Raw genomic sequence first — 16,478 nt, 5'->3', positions numbered from 1 at the left:
CGGTAAAAAGATGGCGGCGCGTTTCCCCCCGTAATGGGGGGAGCGGCAACAATGGGGTCAGAGGCTGAGGATGCCGCGTTGCAGCGCGATCAGGACCGCGTGGGCGCGGTCGCGCGCCTGCAGCTTCAGCAGGATGCTGCTGACGTAGCCTTTGACGGTTTCGGGAGAGAGGCTCAAGGCCTCGGCGATGGAGACGTTGGAGTTGCCGTGTGCGACCAGCTTGAGGACGTCGACCTCGCGCCCGGTGATCGCATTGCCGTTACGGGTCGCCAGCAAGGCATGCGCCAGCGATGGCGGAATGCATTGCCCGCCGGCGTGGACGATGCGCACGGTCTCCAGCAGCGTCTTGCGGACCGAACTCTTGAACAGATAGCCGACCGCGCCGACCTTGATCGCGCGCGCGGCGTTGACATCGCCCTCCAGCGTGGTCAGCACCACGATGCGGGCGGCGGGGAATTCGGCGCGGATGGCGACGATGACGTCGATCCCGCTCATGTCGGGCATTTGCAGATCGATCAGGGTGACGGCGGGGCGCTTTTCGCGGAACAGTGCGATCCCCTCCGCGCCGTTGGCGGCCTGGCCGACCAGATAAAGATCTGGTTCGTTGGCGATGACGCTGGCGATGCCCTGCTGGAACAGGGGATGGTCATCCACTGTGAGCACAGTGATCGGTAGCGGCTGGTAAGCGTTCATGCGGGTGGGGCGAATCAAGGTCTGTCGTAACTAAATTGCAAGCCTACAGTAGTCACAACACAAGCTCAATACCTCGATGGAGTACCCCACCCGGGGCGTGCGGATCGCCGCCCGCCGTCGCAGGCTAAAGGCCCAGTTCAGTCAGGCCGGGATGGTCATCCGGGCGGCGGCCCAGCGGCCAGTGGAATTTCCGCTCAGCCTCCGTGATCGCCAGATCGTTGATGCAGGCAAAACGCCGCTGCATCAAGCCTTGCTCATCGAACTCCCAGTTCTCGTTGCCGTACGAGCGGAACCAGTTGCCCGAGTCATCGCGCCACTCGTAGGCGTAGCGCACCGCGATGCGGTTACCGCCGAATGCCCACAACTCCTTGATCAGGCGATAATCAAGTTCCCTGGTCCATTTACGCGTCAGCAGCTGCACGATCTCTGGCCGGCCGGTGGCGAACTCGGCGCGGTTGCGCCAGCGGCTGTCCGGGGTGTAGGCCAGGCTGACTTTTCCGGCGTTGCGCGTATTCCAGCCATCTTCGGCGAGGCGTACTTTCTCGACCGCCGACTCGTGGGTAAACGGCGGCAGCGGTGGCCGGGGTGCGGTGGTTGCTGTCATGTGTGCTCCTGTGCTCGTTGATGGGACGGGTTATTGCTGCTTCAGGGTGCGCCCCAGGAACTTGCGCATCAGGCCGGCGATGACGGCGCTGTCTTCTTCCAGGGCGAAGTGGCCGGTATCGAGCAGGTGCAGTTCCGCCTTCGGCAGATCGCGCAGGTAAGGGTGGGCGCCGGCGGCCGGGAAGATCTTGTCGTTCTTGCCCCATACGATCAGCATCGGCGGCTGGTGCTTGCGGAAATAAGCCTGCCATTCCGGATAGTGGCCGGGATTGGTGCCGTAGCTGTAGAACATCTCCAGTTGAATATCCTTGTTGCCCGGACGGTCCATCAAGGCCTGATCGATGGTCGCGGCGTCGGGGCTGATGTGGGTCTGGTCGCGGTAGCCTTCCGAGTACTGCCACTTGGTCGCCGGCATTTCGAACAGCTGGCGCAGCGGCTTGCCGTTGGCTTCCGTTTTAGCGGCCCAGTATTTTTTGGCCGGGACCCAGAAGTCGTTGTCGAGACCCTCGTCATAGGCGTTGCCGTTCTGGACCACGATGGCGGTCACGCGCTCCGGGTGGGCGGCGGCGATGCGGTAGCCGATCGGCGCGCCATAGTCCTGGACGTACAGCGCGTAGCGCGAGACGCCGACCGCGGTGGTGAACTTGTCGATGATGCTGGCCAGGTGGTCGAAGCTGTATTCGAACTTGTCCATCGGCGGCATGTCGGACTGGCCGTAGCCTGGATAGTCCGGCGCGATGATGTGATAGCGGTCGGCCAGCATGGGGATCAGGTTGCGGAACATTTGCGACGAGGTCGGGAAGCCGTGCAGTAGCAGCAGCGTCGGGGCGTTCTTCGGCCCCGCCTCGCGGTAGAAGATATTCACGCCATCGACCTTGACGTTGCGATAGCTGACGCTGGCCGTGCTGGCGACATTGCTGCTTGCGGGCGCGGCGGGGGTCGCGGCGTACGCGACGTGGGCCAGGATGGCCAGGCTGATTGCGGCCACGCTGTGGCCAAGAATGCGGGAAGGGTTCACTGGGACGTCCTCTCAAAATACAACGCGGTTTAAGGTTCGTAAATTGTAGGAACTCGCCCGTGGCGCGGGAATGACTCGCAGTGAAATTATAAATTTTAGCTAACGCAACGATGTTCACCCAATGTGGGTAGGCCTCTCCACCCAGGGAACAAGATTGGCATAATCAACGGAGCGCTTTCCCCCACACCCATACGATAACGATGAAAAAAATCCTGGCAGTGGTAGTCACGGTCTGGCTGACGTTGAGCGGTCCGCAGCCCGCCAGTGCCGCGTCGGCCCCAAGCCATCCGCCGGCGCTGATCGAGATGCAGCACACGGCGTGGACTGCCCGCGATGGCGCGCCGCCCAACATCCAGGACATCGAACAGACCGCCGACGGTTGGCTATGGCTGGGCACCGGGGATGGACTCTATCGTTTTGACGGCGCCCAATTCGAGTTGTACCAGCCGCGCTCAGGCAGCCTGTTCAGCAGCGGGATTCTGGCCATGGGACGCCTTGCCGACGGCCGCTTGTGGATGTCGTTTACCGGCGGCGGTCTGGCGCTGTTGCAGGATGGGGTGTCGACAAGCTACGACGACGCAGATGGCCTGCCGCGTGCTGCGGTGTACAAAGTGGTTCAAGAAGCCAACGGGCGCCTATGGGCTGCCACTTCGACCGGCATCGCCCAGCTGGCACCGGGCGCCAGGCGCTGGACCGATGCCAATGCGGCGCTCGGCCTGCCGGCCAAGTTCCTGGCGCTCGATTTGATGCAGGACCGGCGTGGCACGTTCTGGCTGCTGAGTCCTGCCGGCCTGTACTCGCGCCCGCCTGGCGCCCAGGAATTTACCAAGGTGGCGGAACAGCACGTTGCCGGCCGGCTGGCAGAAACACCGGATGGCCGGGTGTGGGCATCCCAGCCCGGCGGTCATGGCATGCAGCTGGTGTACGCACCGCAGGACGTCAAGGCCGCAGTGCCGGATATGTCGATGGCCGACTCCATCAAGTTCATGTTCGACCATGCGGGCAACCTATGGTCTGCGGCGCATGAGGGCGTGCGCCAGGTGACGTTCGAGGGCGGCAAGCCCGTTGTGCGGGAATTTACCGCGCAGCAGGGGCTGACCGGGACGTCGGTATCGGCGCTACACCAGGACCATGAAGGCAATATCTGGATTGCCACCCCCGAAGGCCTGGATCAGTTCCGTTCCCGCCGCGTGCAGGAGCTGCAGTTGGCGCCGATGCTGACCTTTGGCGCCCCCTTGCTGGCCGGTAGCCATGGCGATGTCTGGATCGACCAGTATTACTATTCCGCGCTGGGCGCCGCGCCGGTGCATTATGGCCCGGGCGCCGGCGACGCCACGCTGGTGACGACGCTCTACCGCGATCCGCGCGGCCAGGTGTGGAGCGGGGCACGCGACGGCCTGTGGCAGGTCAACGGCAAGCAGCGGGTGCACATTCCACCACCGGCCAGTCTCGGCAAACGTCGTTTCATTGCCATTCTCGATATGGTGATGGATGCCGACGGCGGCCTGTGGGTGTCGTTTGCCGGCAGTGGCGTGTTCCGGCTCCAGGATGGCGCCTGGACCGCGTTGGGCGGCATGCCTGAGCTGGACAAGGCGGTCGTGGTGAGCATGGCGGCCGACACGGCTGGCCACCTATGGTTCGCCACGGTTGACAATGTGGTGTTCAAGCTGGAGGGGCGCAAGGTAGTCAAACTGGGCGCGAAAGAAGGGCTGAAGCTGGGGGAGATCGATGCCATCACGCCGTATCGCAATGGCGTCCTGGTGGGCGGTCTACCTGGCCTGATGTGGTTTGACGGCAAGGTGTTCCGATCGCTGAAGGGCGCCAACGAGGCACGCTTTTTCGGTGTCAAGGGCGTGCTGGTGGCGCCCGATGGCCGGGTGTGGATCAATTCTTCGCAAGGCCTGCAGGCGATTGACGCCAAAGAAATGGATCAGGCGATGCAGCAGCCTGACTATGCGGTACGCGTCGTGCAGTTCAATTTCAATGACGGCGTGCGCGGCATCTCGGCCAACGAGTCATCCACGCCGCGCCTGACACGGCTCAGCACCGGTGAATTACTGTTTGCTACCAGCAGCGGCGTTTACCGGCTGGACCCGCAGCGCTACCCGACCAATCCGTCGCCACCACCGGTGCACATCACAGGGATCTGGTCGGACCAGGCGGCCCAGCCATTGCGGCCAGCGCAGCCGCAAGTGCCGCTGCCGTCATCGCCGGAGAGCGTGCGCATCGATTACACCGCGCTGAGTCTGACGTTGCCGCAGCGGGTGCAGTTCCGCTATATGCTGGAAGGCGTGGACACGCAATGGCAGGAGGCCGGCAATCGCCGTTCGGCCTATTACACCACGCTGGCGCCGGGCAGTTACCGCTTCCGCGTGGTGGCCGCCAACGAAGATGGCGTGTGGAACACCAATGGCGCCAGCGTGCTGCTGGTGGTGCCGCCGGCGCTGGTGCAAACGGTGTGGTTCAAGCTGCTGATCGTGGCAGTGGTGGTGCTGTTGGCATGGGCTGTTCACCGCCTGCGGCTGCGGCAGGCGTTGCGCCGCATGCAGCGCAGCTTCGATGTGCGGATGGCCGAGCGCGAGCGCATCGCCCGTACTCTGCATGACACCTATCTGCAAAGCGTGCAGTCCCTGATACTGCGCTTCCACAGTATCAAAGCAGTGCTGCCGAAGAACGATGTGGTCCAGCTGCAGATTGACGCCGCGCTGGAGGCCGCCGACGTGGTGGCGGAAGAGGGGCGCGACCAGTTGATGGACCTGCGCGTCAACCACTTGTGCCAGGGCGAGCTGGCGCCGGCGCTGGAAAGCACATGCGGCGCCGCCTGCGCGCAACAGGGCGTGGCGTTTTCGGTGTCCGAACACGGGCCGCGGCGTGCGTTGCAGGCCGAGGTCAAGGACGAGCTGTTTGCCATCGCCCGTGAAGCAGTGTCCAACGCGCTACGCCATTCCGGCAGCGCCGCAGTGTCGGTGCAGCTGGTCCACGACAGCGCCGGCTTGACGTTGCAAGTGCGCGATCAGGGCAGGGGCTTTGATGACTCTGTTCTTCAGTCGGGGCAGCGGGAGCGTCATTGGGGACTGGCCGGCATGCGCGAGCGGGCCACGCGCATCGGCGCCAGGTTGACGATCCACAGCAAACCCGATGATGGGACCGCCATCGAGCTTGCACTGCGTGCCAGATTGGCTTATCGGTAGTCCGCCGAAAGGGCAGCCATGTTGCTGCCCTTTTTGCCTTCAGCGGTGGGCCATTTATTCAGGTACTTCGCAGATCGCCGGGATGGCGAAGTTGCCCGGATCAATCGGCGTTTCAAACTCCTCGTAAAAGAAGTAATCGGCCAGCGCCAGACTGGTGCCGAGATTGACGCCGGACTGCGACTGCATGAAGGTCACCGGCCGGGCACGGATGCCGGAGGCGTCGAGCGGCGAATACCATGTCCACAAATAAGTGGAGTCGGGATAATTGTTTCCTGACGGTGGGAACAGCGCCGAATAAATCAGCACGGTAGCGCCGGGACTGACCACAGGATTGTTGTTGATGGTGGCGTGGATGACGCCGTTTATCGCCGGCAGCGACATCCAGTTCGGCGGCTCTTGGGGGAAGTCGAAGCCGCGACTCGGGCCCGCGCACGTCGCCCCTCCGGCATTCGTATATTGAATGTCGTAACTGGTTGCGCTTTGCGCCGGCGCCGGCTGGATGGCCACCGGTGCCGGTCCGGTCAGGATGGCAATTTGGGTCGTCAGCGAGCCGGGATTGGGCTGGCTGTATTCGTAAAGCATCTTTGTATGTTGAGCACGGTCGCTAAACAGCGCGTATTGAGCGTCAGGCTTCCACACATACAGTATTCGGGTCGCCAGCGGGTTGTACTGTTCGTTTACCGGCGTCATGAATGCTGTCATGCCAAAATTACCATTCCACTGGAAGGTCTGGTAGCCTGCCGGATTGCCGTTCTGGAAGCCGGGGAAAACCGGCGCTTCCCATGGCGGCGGCTGCGCCGGCGCGCCTTCGCTGAAGACAGGCAGGTAACTCATCGAATACATCTGGAACAGCGCCAGTTGCGTAGGGTCGCCCTGATCCGTCGAGAGCGGCCCCTGGCCGAACATCATGCGCACCGGTGCCGCGGACGACGAGTCGAACCACATCCAGGTTGCCGCGGCGGGCGTGTCCCCTGATGTGGCGGGCACGGGAACCTTCCACCAGTCCACGGTCGGACCAGGCATCCAGTTGAGCGGACTGGCGCCGGCGCACGCGGCGTGTGCCAGTTGCCCGCCAAACCAGTTGTCCGGCAACGACCAGCCCATGTCGACGTTGCTCCAGGTAATTCCCTGGTCAATCGACAGCTGGGTGCCGCCTGGCGTCACGATATACCACCAGCTGCCATGATCGACGCCGGCGATTTGCGCCGAAAAATAGGTCCCGGCGACATACGTGAGGTTGGCGACGCACAGCTGGAAGAAAGGATTGTTGGGGGTGGGATTGTTCGATTGGGGCGGGCTGAACGGATGCAGCAACGCCACCCCGTTCCAGGACGACGGCATCGCCGGCGCCGCAGTCGCAACACCTTGCAGCGCTGGATAAGCCGCTGGCGGGACCGGATCGATGATGTTTGGCGAATAGCTCATATGTATTCCTTATTGAAGCAGGTTGATGACGCCCCAGATGAAATCGACGCTGACCGTCTCGGTTGGCAGCGTTACGTTGCCCATCGGATTGGTATTCAGCAATGTCGTGAAGGGCGAGCCATCCTTGTTCACCGCTGCGCTGGCGTGGCAAGCCATGCAGGACGATTGCAGAATGGGTACACCGGCCGCGATCCGCTCGGTAAACGAATCCCCCAGCATCAGCGCTTCGCCGTTCTTGGCGACGTAGTCAATCTGGGACGCTTTCAAGCAATAGTTCTGCCATACGCCGTCAAGCTGTGCCGCCTTGAATAATTTGGCGACCGCAGGCGTTTTGGTGCAGCTGCCGTATTGACCGTTGGCCGAAGCCGTCGGGGCCGGCAGAATTTTCGGCTTGACCGCGCCGAACGAGTCGTAGCAGCCCATGGTGTCGCAGCGTCCCGGATTGTCCTGGTGTTCGAACGATGACCACACCCAGTTCGGGATTTCTTTGGAACTGATATGGAATGAGACTAGACCGTAAACCGTGCCGTCGGACACGGTGGTGTAATACTGCGCTTTGACTTGTGCGACGGTTTTCTTCACGTGATTCGCGGCCAGCCAATCGACAATGGTCTCGATCGGTACCCAATCCGCCTTGACCTCCACCGAATCGGTGGGCAGCGACACCCGCCAAGTGGAGGATTTGGCTTTTTGATAGGCTTTGGCCAGTCCCGCTTGCGTATTCAGGCCGTTGCCGACCAAGTAGTCGTAGGAGGGACGGTTGCGCCGTACTTCTTCGGCGTAGCATGGCTGCGGCGCCGCCAGCTTGAGCGGTTGCGGCGGTGGCGTACTGCCAGCGACGGGAAAATTGCCGTCTTTGGGCTGGCTAACAGGACCGCATTTGCCATCGATCTTGGTTGCCGCCAACGCATGCGGCGCCTTGCTCAGTTGTAGCAGACCGGGCCGCAGTTTTTTATTCTTCGCCTGATCCGGTGTTGGCCAATGCGGCGTGGGCGTATAAATATCGGGATCCGATGCCCATGTTTCAAACACGACTTGCGACTTGGATGCTGGCGTGATCACGGCGATAAAATGTTGCCAGGACAATTGGTCTGAATTTTCGCCTGAAGGCAGGACGCCGCCGGTGGCGGGCACGGGGCCGGCCGCCGATGCTGTGCCGGCGACGTGGATGAAGAGGCCCAGACATAGGGAGCGAAGTATTTTAGAACTCATGTTGTTCAAAGCCTCCAAAGAAATGGTTCGCAAGTTTGCGCACCCTCGGCAGCAAAGTACACCTCGCCCCGGCGCGGGATAAGTATCATTGGGTATCTCTGCCCGCTGTTACGGTAACAATGGAGTGGTCGTTCTGACCGACTTGCCGCAACATATGCACGGGTCGCCGCAATTGGCTCGACCGCTGCCTGGCCATCCCCTAAGGTGCAAGCTTTCCTACCTCGGGATGTTCGATGCGCATGAATTTACTTGCTGTAGCGGTTGCCGCCACCTTGTCCATGACGCTGGCCGTTTCGCCAGCGCATGCCCAGCAATCCGTGATCGCCAAGGACACCAAGGACAGCGATGTGCAGCAGGTCACGGTGCGCGGCGCGCTCGACGCCTACGATCCGCGCCGCGACGACACCGCCAGCAAGATCGTGGTCAACCACGACGAGATCGTCAAGTATGGCGATACCAATCTGCTCGATGTGCTCAAGCGCGTGCCGGGCGTGACGGTGAGCGGCAATGGCGGGCGCGGCAGCGAGGTGCAAATGCGCGGCCTGGGCGGGGAATATACACAGGTCCTGATCAACGGCGAAAAAGCCCCGCCGGGCTTCACCCTTGATTCGCTGTCGCCTGACGTCATCGAGCGCATCGAGGTGATGCGCTCGGCCAGTGCGGAATTTTCGACCCAGGCGATTGCCGGCACCATCAACATTGTGCTGAAGAAGATGGTCAAGGCCGGGCAGCGCGAACTGAAGCTCGGTTATGCGCACGCTCACGACACCAATGGGCCCAACGCCAGCCTGCAGTTCGACGACAAGGCCGGCGCACTGGCCTGGTCGGTCCCGCTCACTGTCATGCGCGAGCGCTTTGCGCGCGCAGTGCAGAATGTTGAGGAGCACGCCGATCCGGCCGGCGGCCAGGACGGCCTGCGCCTGGGCAAACTGCCCGAGGACGGGCGCGTCACGCGGCTCAACCTGAACCCGCGCTTGATCTGGAGTCTCGACAACGGCGACAAGCTGGTTTCCCAAACCTTTTTTACGCTGGGCCACTTCCAGAACGCGATCCACACGCTGGTCGATACGGTGCTGGGTCCGCCGCCGGACTATCCCAACCTTGAGCAGACTATGAGCAACGGCAATAACCTGCTGCGCGAGGAAGTCAACTGGACTCACAAATATGCCTCCGGCGCCAAGCTCGACGCCAAATTGAGCGTGACCGCCGGCTCCGCCTCCAACAGAATGTACCGCGTGGCGGACGGCAGCCCGGGCGTGGGTGCGCTGCATGAACTGGTGCAGTCGGACAACAACGTGCGCGGCATGAATACCATGGGCAAAGTCACCAACGCCAGTTGGGAAGGGCATGCGCTGGCCTTCGGCTGGGACGGCGGCTACCTGAAATCGCATGACGCGCGCCTGGTGCGCGACGCCAACCAGCCGGACGTATCGCTGCCTGGCGGCGACGAGTTTTACACCGCCGATGTCGCACGGCTGGCGCTGTACAGTCAGGACGAGTGGAACGTCACGCCGCAGTGGTCGGTGTATCTCGGCGCACGCTGGGAAGGCATCCAGACGCGAGTCGAAGGCAATACGTTTGCGGACACGGACAACCGTTCGAGCGTCTTCAGTCCCTTGTTGCAGACACTGTACAAGCTGCCCAACACCAAAGGCGATCAGCTGCGCTTCGCTCTCAACCGCACTTACCGCGCGTCTTCCGTGCAAAGCCTGATTCCGCACCGTTTTACCTCGCCCAACAACAGCCAGACCAATCCCGATGCGATCGGCAACCCGAAGCTGCGGCCGGAACTGGCGTTCGGCGTCGAGGGCGGCTGGGAGCATTACTGGAGTGAAGGGGCGCTGGTATCGGTCAGCGCCTCGGCCCGTAACATCGACAACAGTGTGCGCAACCAGACCGTGTTCGAAGGCGGTCGCTGGGTCTCTCTGCCGATGAACACCGGCCGCGCACGCACGCGCGGGCTGGAGCTGGAGGCCAAATTTCCGCTGAAGGCTGTGATCGACACCACCACCGCGCTCGATCTGCGGAGCAGCCTGTCGCGCAACTGGTCGAGCGTCGACGCGATCCCCGGGCCGAATAATCGCCTGCTGAACCAGACCCCACTGTCGGCCACGCTGGGCGCCGACTACAAGCTCGGCGCCTTCAGCAGCGGCGGCAGCTTCGTCTTCAAGCAAGGCGGCGAAGTGCGGGTGTCGGCCGCCCAGGTCACCTACGAGAGCGCGCGCCGCGATCTCGACCTGTATGTGCTGTGGAAGTTGAACCCGCAGACCCAGCTGCGCGTGGCCGGCTCCAATCTGCTGGGGCAGGACTATATCTACCAAAGCAGCTACACCGTGGCAGGCAGCGGCACGCAGCGCAGCCGCACCGTCTATGCAGGCTGGCCGATGCTGCGCGCGACGCTGGAAATGAAGTTTTGATGTCCGTGCGGGATTGATCCGTTCGGACTAATCCGCTGTCATTAAGACGTCACCGCGACGCCTTAATATGCAAATTGCAATATTAAAAGCAATTTACTAACGACAGGACAGCATAATGAAAACCAATACGATCCTGGCCGCCGCCTTGGCGGCCGCCTTCTCGGCGCCCGCGCTGGCGGCCTCGCCGGTGGTGATCTCCCAGGTCTACGGCGGCGGCGGCAATTCCGGCGCCAGCCTCAAGAACGACTTCATCGAATTGTTTAACCGCAGCAGCGAAGCGGTAGACATCAGCGGCTGGAGCGTGCAATACGCCAGCGCGGCCGGCAGCAGCTGGCAGATCACCAAACTGAGCGGTAACACCGTGCTGCAGCATGGTCAGTATTTCCTGGTGCAAGAGGCGGCCGGCACCGGCGGCACGGTGGACCTGCCAACGGCGGACGCGTCGGGCAGCCTGGCGCTGAGCGGCACCGCCGGCAAGGTGGCCCTGGTCGCCAGCACCACTGCGCTGTCCGGCGCCGCGCCGGCCGCCGGCACCTTTGCCGACCTGCTGGGTTTCGGCACCGCCGGCTATTTTGAAGGGGCCGTCGGTCCTGGCTTGAGCAATACCACCGCCGCGCTGCGCGCCGGCGGCGGCTGCGCCGACACCGACAACAACGGCAACGACTTCACCGCCGGTGCGCCAGTCCCACGCAACAGCGCCAGCCCGCTGAACGCCTGCGGCGTGCCGCAGCATCCACCGATCGTCACCACCTGCCCGGCCAACCTGTCGCTGGCCTTCGGCATCAACGGCAGCGCCGACATCAGTGCCACCGATGCGGACGGCACCGTCAATAGCGCGATGATCACCTCGGCCGCCGTGCCGGGCATCAGCCTGGTCAACTTCCTGGCCGCTTCGGCCGCCGGCGGCACTGCCACCGCCAGCCTCAGCATCGCCGCCAGCGTGCAGGCCGGCAGCTATCCGGTCACCATCAAGTTCGCCAACGACCAGGCGCAAGACGCCACCTGCGCGATCAGCGTCAACGTTGCCGCGCCAGCCGCAGTGAGCCATACGATTCCGCAAATCCAGGGGCCGGGCGAGACCAGTCCGTACGCCGGCAGCGTGCAGACCACCGAAGGCGTGGTCACCGCCAAGGTCGGTTCCGGCTTCTTCATCCAGGACCCGGACGGCGACGGCAATCCGCTGACTTCGGACGGCCTGTTCGTGTTCACCACCGCCGCCAACATCGGCACGGTCCAGGTAGGCGACAAGATCCGCATCAGCGGCTCGATCACCGAATACACGCCAACCGCCGCCACGCGCTCGTACACCGAGATGCAGAACGTCACCGCCATCGTCAAGCTGGCCGGCGGCATCAGCATCACGCCGACCAACATCCAGCTGCCGTTCGCCAACCTGGGCCAGGTCGAAGGCATGCTGGTGCGCTTCACCAATGCGCTGACCGTGTCGCAGCTGGAGTATCTGGGCGACCGCGGCGAAGTCACGCTGTCCTCGGGCCGCCTGGAAATCGCCTCGAACCGCTATCGTCCGCGCACCGCCGAAGCAATCGCCCAGGCCGCCGCCAACCAGCAGAACCAGATCATCCTCGACGACGGCATTTTCGTCACCCCAACCGTGATTCCTTACCTGGGCGAAGACGGCTCGCTGCGCGCCGGCGACACCGTCTCCGGCCTGACCGGCGTGGTCGACTTCGGCGCCAAGGGCGGTGGCGGCGCCGGCTTCAAGCTGCAGCCGACCGAAGCGCCGGTGTTCTCGCAGGATAATCCGCGCACCGACCCGCCCATGCTGGCAGCCGGCAACGTCAAAGTGGCCAGCGCCAATGTGCTGAACTACTTCACCACCTTCACCAACGGCACCGATGTCGAGGGCAACACCGGCGTCGGCTGCACGCTGGGCAGCAGCACCGCCAAGTCCAACTGTCGCGGCGCCGACAACCTGAACGAGTACGTCCGCCAGAACGCCAAGATCGTCGGCGAACTGAAAGCCATCAATGCCGACGTGTTCGGCCTGATGGAAATCCAGAACAGCGGCGACTACACCGTCACCAAGCTGGTCGATTCGCTCAACGAGGCGATCTCGCCGGGCACCGGTATCAAGACCTATGCGGTGGTGCCGAAACCGGCCGCCACCGGTACCGACGCCATCCGCGTGGCGATGATCTACAAGCCAGCGGCACTGACCCCGGTGGGCGGCGCGCTGTCCGATGCGGACGCCATCAACAACCGTCCGCCGATGGCGCAGACCTTCCGCGCCAACAACGGCGCCAAGTTCACGCTGGTGGTCAACCACCTGAAATCGAAGGGCAGCTGCCCAACCGGCAGCGGCGCCGACGCCGACCAGAACGACAGCCAGAGCTGCTGGAACGCCACCCGCATCCAGCAGGCCAACCGCCTGATGAATGCCTTCGTGCCGCAAGTGGTGGCTGCCGCCGGCGACGCCAAGGTGCTGCTGATCGGCGACTTCAACTCGTATGGCATGGAAGACCCGATCGCCGCCATCACCGCGACCGGTTTCGTCAACCAGCTGGAGCGCTTTGTGCGCGGCAGCGGCGGCATGCCGTACTCGTTTGTCTTCAACGGCGAATCGGGCTACCTCGACCACGCCCTGGCCAGCGCAGCACTGAGCCCGCAAGTGGTGGGTGCGGCGGAATGGCATAACAACGCCGACGAACCACCGGTGGTCGATTACAACACCGACGGCAAGCCGCAGGACAAGTACACCAGCGCACCGTACCGCGCTTCGGACCACGACCCGGTCGTGATCAGCCTGAACCTGGCCGCGCCGAACACTGACGTCAGCGCCAGCGTCAAGGCAGTGGCTTCGGGCCTGGTGTTTGCCCGCGCCAGCAACCAGTGGACCGGCACGCTGACCATCACCAACACCAGTGGCGCGGCGCTGAGCGGCCCGTTGCAACTGTCGCTGGGCGGCCTGCCAGCCGGCGTGACCCTGGTCAATGCCAGCGGCAACCGCAGCGGTGTACCGTATATCACCGCCAACGCCAGCAGCCTGGCTGCCGGTGCATCGCTGACGGTGCCGGTCGCCTTCAGCAAAACCGGCACCGCCGCCATCAGCTACACCACCCAAGTTTTCAGCGGTACTTTCTAAGGATAGATGAATATGTTTACCACCTCTTTGACCCTGCGTCGCAGCCTGCTGGCATTGGCCCTGAGCGCGTGCGCCAGCCTGGCATTCGCAAGCACTTATCACATCGAACTGAACACGTCGAGCCTGAGCGGCGACGGCTGGATCGATCTGCAATTTAATCCGGGCAATTTCGGTTCGATGACGGCGGCTTCGGTCACGTTGAGCGATTTCATCGGCTTCGGCAGCAACGCGGAGATCAACGGCGCCGTCAGCGGCTCGCTGGCCAGCGGCTACACCATCAGCAACACCGACGCCAGCGGCTTGAACGATCTGTTCCATTCGGTCGATTACAGCGGCGGCAAGATCGCTTTCAATGTCAGTTTCAGCGGCGCGGCCGATCCGGCGCAGAGCGCATCCGGCTCGGTGTTCGCGGTGGCCTTGTACGATGCGACCGGTTTAACGCCGTTGGGCACCACCGACACGAGCGGTTCGCTGGTGCAGCTGAACTGGTACGCGGGCACGACCGCCAACGCCGGCACCATCGTGTCGACGCCGCTGGTCAACAGCCTGCCGACTTCTGTGACTGCCGTGAGCGCCGTACCGGAGCCGTCGAGCTGGGCATTGATGGCCGGTGGGCTGGCGCTGCTGGGCTTGATGCGCCGTCGTCAGCAGGCGGCTTAAGCAACGCTTAACGAAGGTGTGATTTATATCGCAGACCTCTGAATCGGCGATGGAAATCATATTAGTAAAGCCACATTGCTTAATGCATAGTGTTTCCTTTACAGGGAAACACTATGCCAGCCGCTCATATTCTCGTCATAGAAAGCACGCCAGCGATCCAGGAACTCATTGCGCTCAATCTGGGCATGGCGGGGTATCAGATCAGCCGTGCCGCCGATGCCGAGAACGCCATGCTGATGCTGGAGGACCGGCTGCCGGATTTGCTGCTGCTGGACTGGAATCTGCCGGGGCAATCCGGCCTGTCGCTGGTGCGCCGGCTGCGCGCGCAAACCCGCAGCCGCAGCCTGCCCATCATGATGGTGACGGCCCGCTGCGGCGAGCCGGACAAGATCATGGCGCTGGAAAGTGGCGCCGACGACTATATGACCAAGCCCTTCAGCCCACGCGAGATGGTGGCGCGGGTGCAGTGCCTGTTGCGCCGCTCGTACGCGGCAAGCGACGCCGGGGCGGCGCTGCAACTGGCGGGCCTGCGGCTCGATCCGTGTACGCAGCGGGTCACCGCTGGCACGCGCGAACTGGCGCTGGGCCGGGTCGAGTTCAAACTGTTGAATTTCCTGATGAGCCATCCGGAGCGGGTGCATACCCGCGCCCAGTTGCTGGACCAGGTCTGGGGCACGGCGGCCTATCTGGACGAGCGCACCGTCGACACCCACGTCGGCCGGCTGCGCAGCGCCTTGCAGCCGAGCGGCAATCAGCAGCGCATCGAAACCGTGCGCGGCAGCGGCTATCGCTTTGTGGCGGCGCTGGCATGAGCGTGGAGCAGTTGGTCATCCTCAGCCAGCTGGAGCAGGAGTATTTGCTGCACGCTATCGAAGCAGCCTTGCCGGTGCAGCATGCGCGCCAGTTCTTCCTGTGGACCCAGGGGCAGTTGCAGGCGCTGTTGCCGCACCAGGTGCTGGTGTGCCTGCAGTTTGGCGCACAGGAGGAATTGCAGCACATCGAATGCCTGCACAGCACGGTGTTGGAGGCTGGCTTGCGCAGCCGCCTGTGCAGCCGCGACGACGGCCTGGCGCTGCGCCTGGCGCAACACTGCCGTGGCAGCGGCGGCCGCCTGCCGGCCCTGCTGGACGCTGGCCCCCACGCCGATCCGTTGAAGGCAGGGCAGGGGCTGGCGCCGTTCCAGGGCGAGTTGCGCGAGCTGGGACTGGAAAATATGCTGATGCACGGCAGTGAACGCCTGCCGGGCGGCGCCACGTTTTTTGTCATGTTCGGCCTGCCGCACCGGCCGCGTCCGCGCCACGCATATTTCCTGCAGCTGCTGCTGCCGTATCTGCACATCAGCCTGCAGCGCATCAGCCGCCAGCAGGCGCAGGCGCAAGCGGGCACGCTGGCGCGGCCGGTCAGCGCGCGTGAGGCGGAGATCCTGCACTGGGTGCGGGAAGGCAAGAGCAATGACGAGATCGGCATGATCCTCGGCATCAGCGGCTTGACGGTGAAGAATCATTTGCAGCGCTTGTACCGGCTGCTGGGTGTCTCCAACCGCGCCCAGGCGATCGCGCGCGGCATGGTGCTCCAGCTGTTCGACCGCGCACCGTTAATGCTGGCAAATGCTGCTTAGCGGCAATAAAAAGATTGTTTTTTCGGCACATGGCTGGTAGCCTCTGTCCAGTGCCGGAACGGTCGATATAAAGATGAAACAGGAGTCGGATGTGGTAACGAAATGTGGAGTCAAGGCAGGGCGCGCGGCCGGCGGTTTTACCCTGTTGGAATTACTGGTGGTAATTGTGATCATCGGCTTGCTGGCCGCGTACGTCGGGCCCAAATATTTCGCCCAGCTCGGCAAGTCGGAAGTGACCATCGCCAAGGCGCAAATCGAGGCCTTCGAGAAATCGCTGGATACCTTCCGGCTGGACGTTGGCCGTTATCCGACCACCGAAGAGGGCTTGAATTCACTGGTCACCGCGCCCGCCAGCGCCGGCGCCAAATGGAACGGCCCTTACCTGAAAAAAGGCGTGCCGCCCGATCCCTGGGGCCATCCGTACCAGTACAAGGCCCCGGGCAGCAAGTCCGAGTTCGAGATTATCTCGCTGGGCCGTGACGGCCAGCCGGGTGGTAGCGGCGAGGATGCCGACATCGTCTCGCAATAATCCACGTCG

12 protein-coding genes are annotated in these 16,478 nt (G+C 63.3%); 7 read left to right on the top strand and 5 right to left on the bottom strand.

What is annotated here, in order from left to right:
* Nucleotides 1–57: 57 nt before the first annotated feature.
* The 3 genes from HH213_RS00160 to HH213_RS00150 form a co-directional block, all read right to left on the bottom strand.
* The gene (locus HH213_RS00160) at nt 58–711 is read right to left on the bottom strand and encodes a response regulator (RefSeq protein ID WP_229263233.1); all 654 of its coding nucleotides are present in this window, start codon (nt 709–711) and stop codon (nt 58–60) included.
* A gap of 106 nt (nt 712–817) precedes the next feature.
* Nucleotides 818–1,297, bottom strand: coding sequence for a nuclear transport factor 2 family protein (locus HH213_RS00155; protein WP_169110031.1), 480 nt, complete (start codon nt 1,295–1,297; stop codon nt 818–820).
* Nucleotides 1,298–1,327: 30 nt separating this feature from the next.
* Nucleotides 1,328–2,314 carry an alpha/beta fold hydrolase gene (locus tag HH213_RS00150; protein ID WP_169110030.1) on the bottom strand — a complete coding sequence of 329 codons (987 nt, stop codon included), beginning with the start codon at nt 2,312–2,314 and terminating at the stop codon, nt 1,328–1,330.
* 200 nt (nt 2,315–2,514) lie between these two features.
* Between HH213_RS00150 and HH213_RS00145 the strand changes: the two genes are divergently transcribed.
* On the top strand, nt 2,515–5,505 hold the full coding sequence (locus tag HH213_RS00145; RefSeq protein WP_169110029.1) for a sensor histidine kinase: 2,991 nt from the start codon (nt 2,515–2,517) through the stop codon (nt 5,503–5,505).
* Nucleotides 5,506–5,559: 54 nt separating this feature from the next.
* Here HH213_RS00145 and HH213_RS00140 read toward each other — a convergent pair whose 3' ends face one another.
* Both HH213_RS00140 and HH213_RS00135 read right to left on the bottom strand, forming a co-directional pair.
* A complete protein-coding gene (locus HH213_RS00140; RefSeq protein WP_169110027.1) occupies nt 5,560–6,930 on the bottom strand; it encodes a hypothetical protein in 1,371 nt (456 codons plus the stop codon).
* Nucleotides 6,931–6,939: 9 nt separating this feature from the next.
* Nucleotides 6,940–8,151 carry a hypothetical protein gene (locus HH213_RS00135; protein ID WP_169110025.1) on the bottom strand — a complete coding sequence of 404 codons (1,212 nt, stop codon included), beginning with the start codon at nt 8,149–8,151 and terminating at the stop codon, nt 6,940–6,942.
* Between the two features lie 230 nt (nt 8,152–8,381).
* Between HH213_RS00135 and HH213_RS00130 the strand changes: the two genes are divergently transcribed.
* The 6 genes from HH213_RS00130 (at nt 8,382) to gspG (ending at nt 16,469) form a co-directional block, all read left to right on the top strand.
* Complete coding sequence (locus HH213_RS00130) at nt 8,382–10,559, top strand: TonB-dependent receptor plug domain-containing protein (RefSeq protein WP_169110022.1); 2,178 nt, start codon at nt 8,382–8,384, stop codon at nt 10,557–10,559.
* A 115-nt stretch (nt 10,560–10,674) separates the two neighbouring features.
* A complete protein-coding gene (locus tag HH213_RS00125; RefSeq protein ID WP_169110020.1) occupies nt 10,675–13,662 on the top strand; it encodes an ExeM/NucH family extracellular endonuclease in 2,988 nt (995 codons plus the stop codon).
* Nucleotides 13,663–13,674: 12 nt separating this feature from the next.
* Nucleotides 13,675–14,322, top strand: a complete 648-nt coding sequence (locus HH213_RS00120) for an NF038129 family PEP-CTERM protein (RefSeq protein ID WP_217363482.1) — start codon at nt 13,675–13,677, stop codon at nt 14,320–14,322.
* A gap of 113 nt (nt 14,323–14,435) precedes the next feature.
* Nucleotides 14,436–15,134: a winged helix-turn-helix domain-containing protein gene (locus HH213_RS00115; protein WP_169110016.1), complete on the top strand. Its 699-nt coding sequence runs from the start codon at nt 14,436–14,438 to the stop codon at nt 15,132–15,134.
* On the top strand, nt 15,131–15,940 hold the full coding sequence (epsA, locus tag HH213_RS00110; protein ID WP_229263232.1) for an XrtB/PEP-CTERM-associated transcriptional regulator EpsA: 810 nt from the start codon (nt 15,131–15,133) through the stop codon (nt 15,938–15,940). The genes HH213_RS00115 and epsA overlap by 4 nt, the downstream gene beginning before the upstream one ends.
* Before the next feature lie 73 nt (nt 15,941–16,013).
* On the top strand, nt 16,014–16,469 hold the full coding sequence (gspG, locus tag HH213_RS00105; RefSeq protein WP_169110014.1) for a type II secretion system major pseudopilin GspG: 456 nt from the start codon (nt 16,014–16,016) through the stop codon (nt 16,467–16,469).
* The last annotated feature ends 9 nt before the right edge of the window (nt 16,470–16,478 follow it).

It is taken from the genome of Duganella dendranthematis (assembly GCF_012849375.1).
Lineage (GTDB): Bacteria > Pseudomonadota > Gammaproteobacteria > Burkholderiales > Burkholderiaceae_D > Rugamonas > Rugamonas dendranthematis.
Note: the sequence above shows the minus strand (reverse complement) of the source record. Positions and strands in the feature narration are given on the sequence as shown.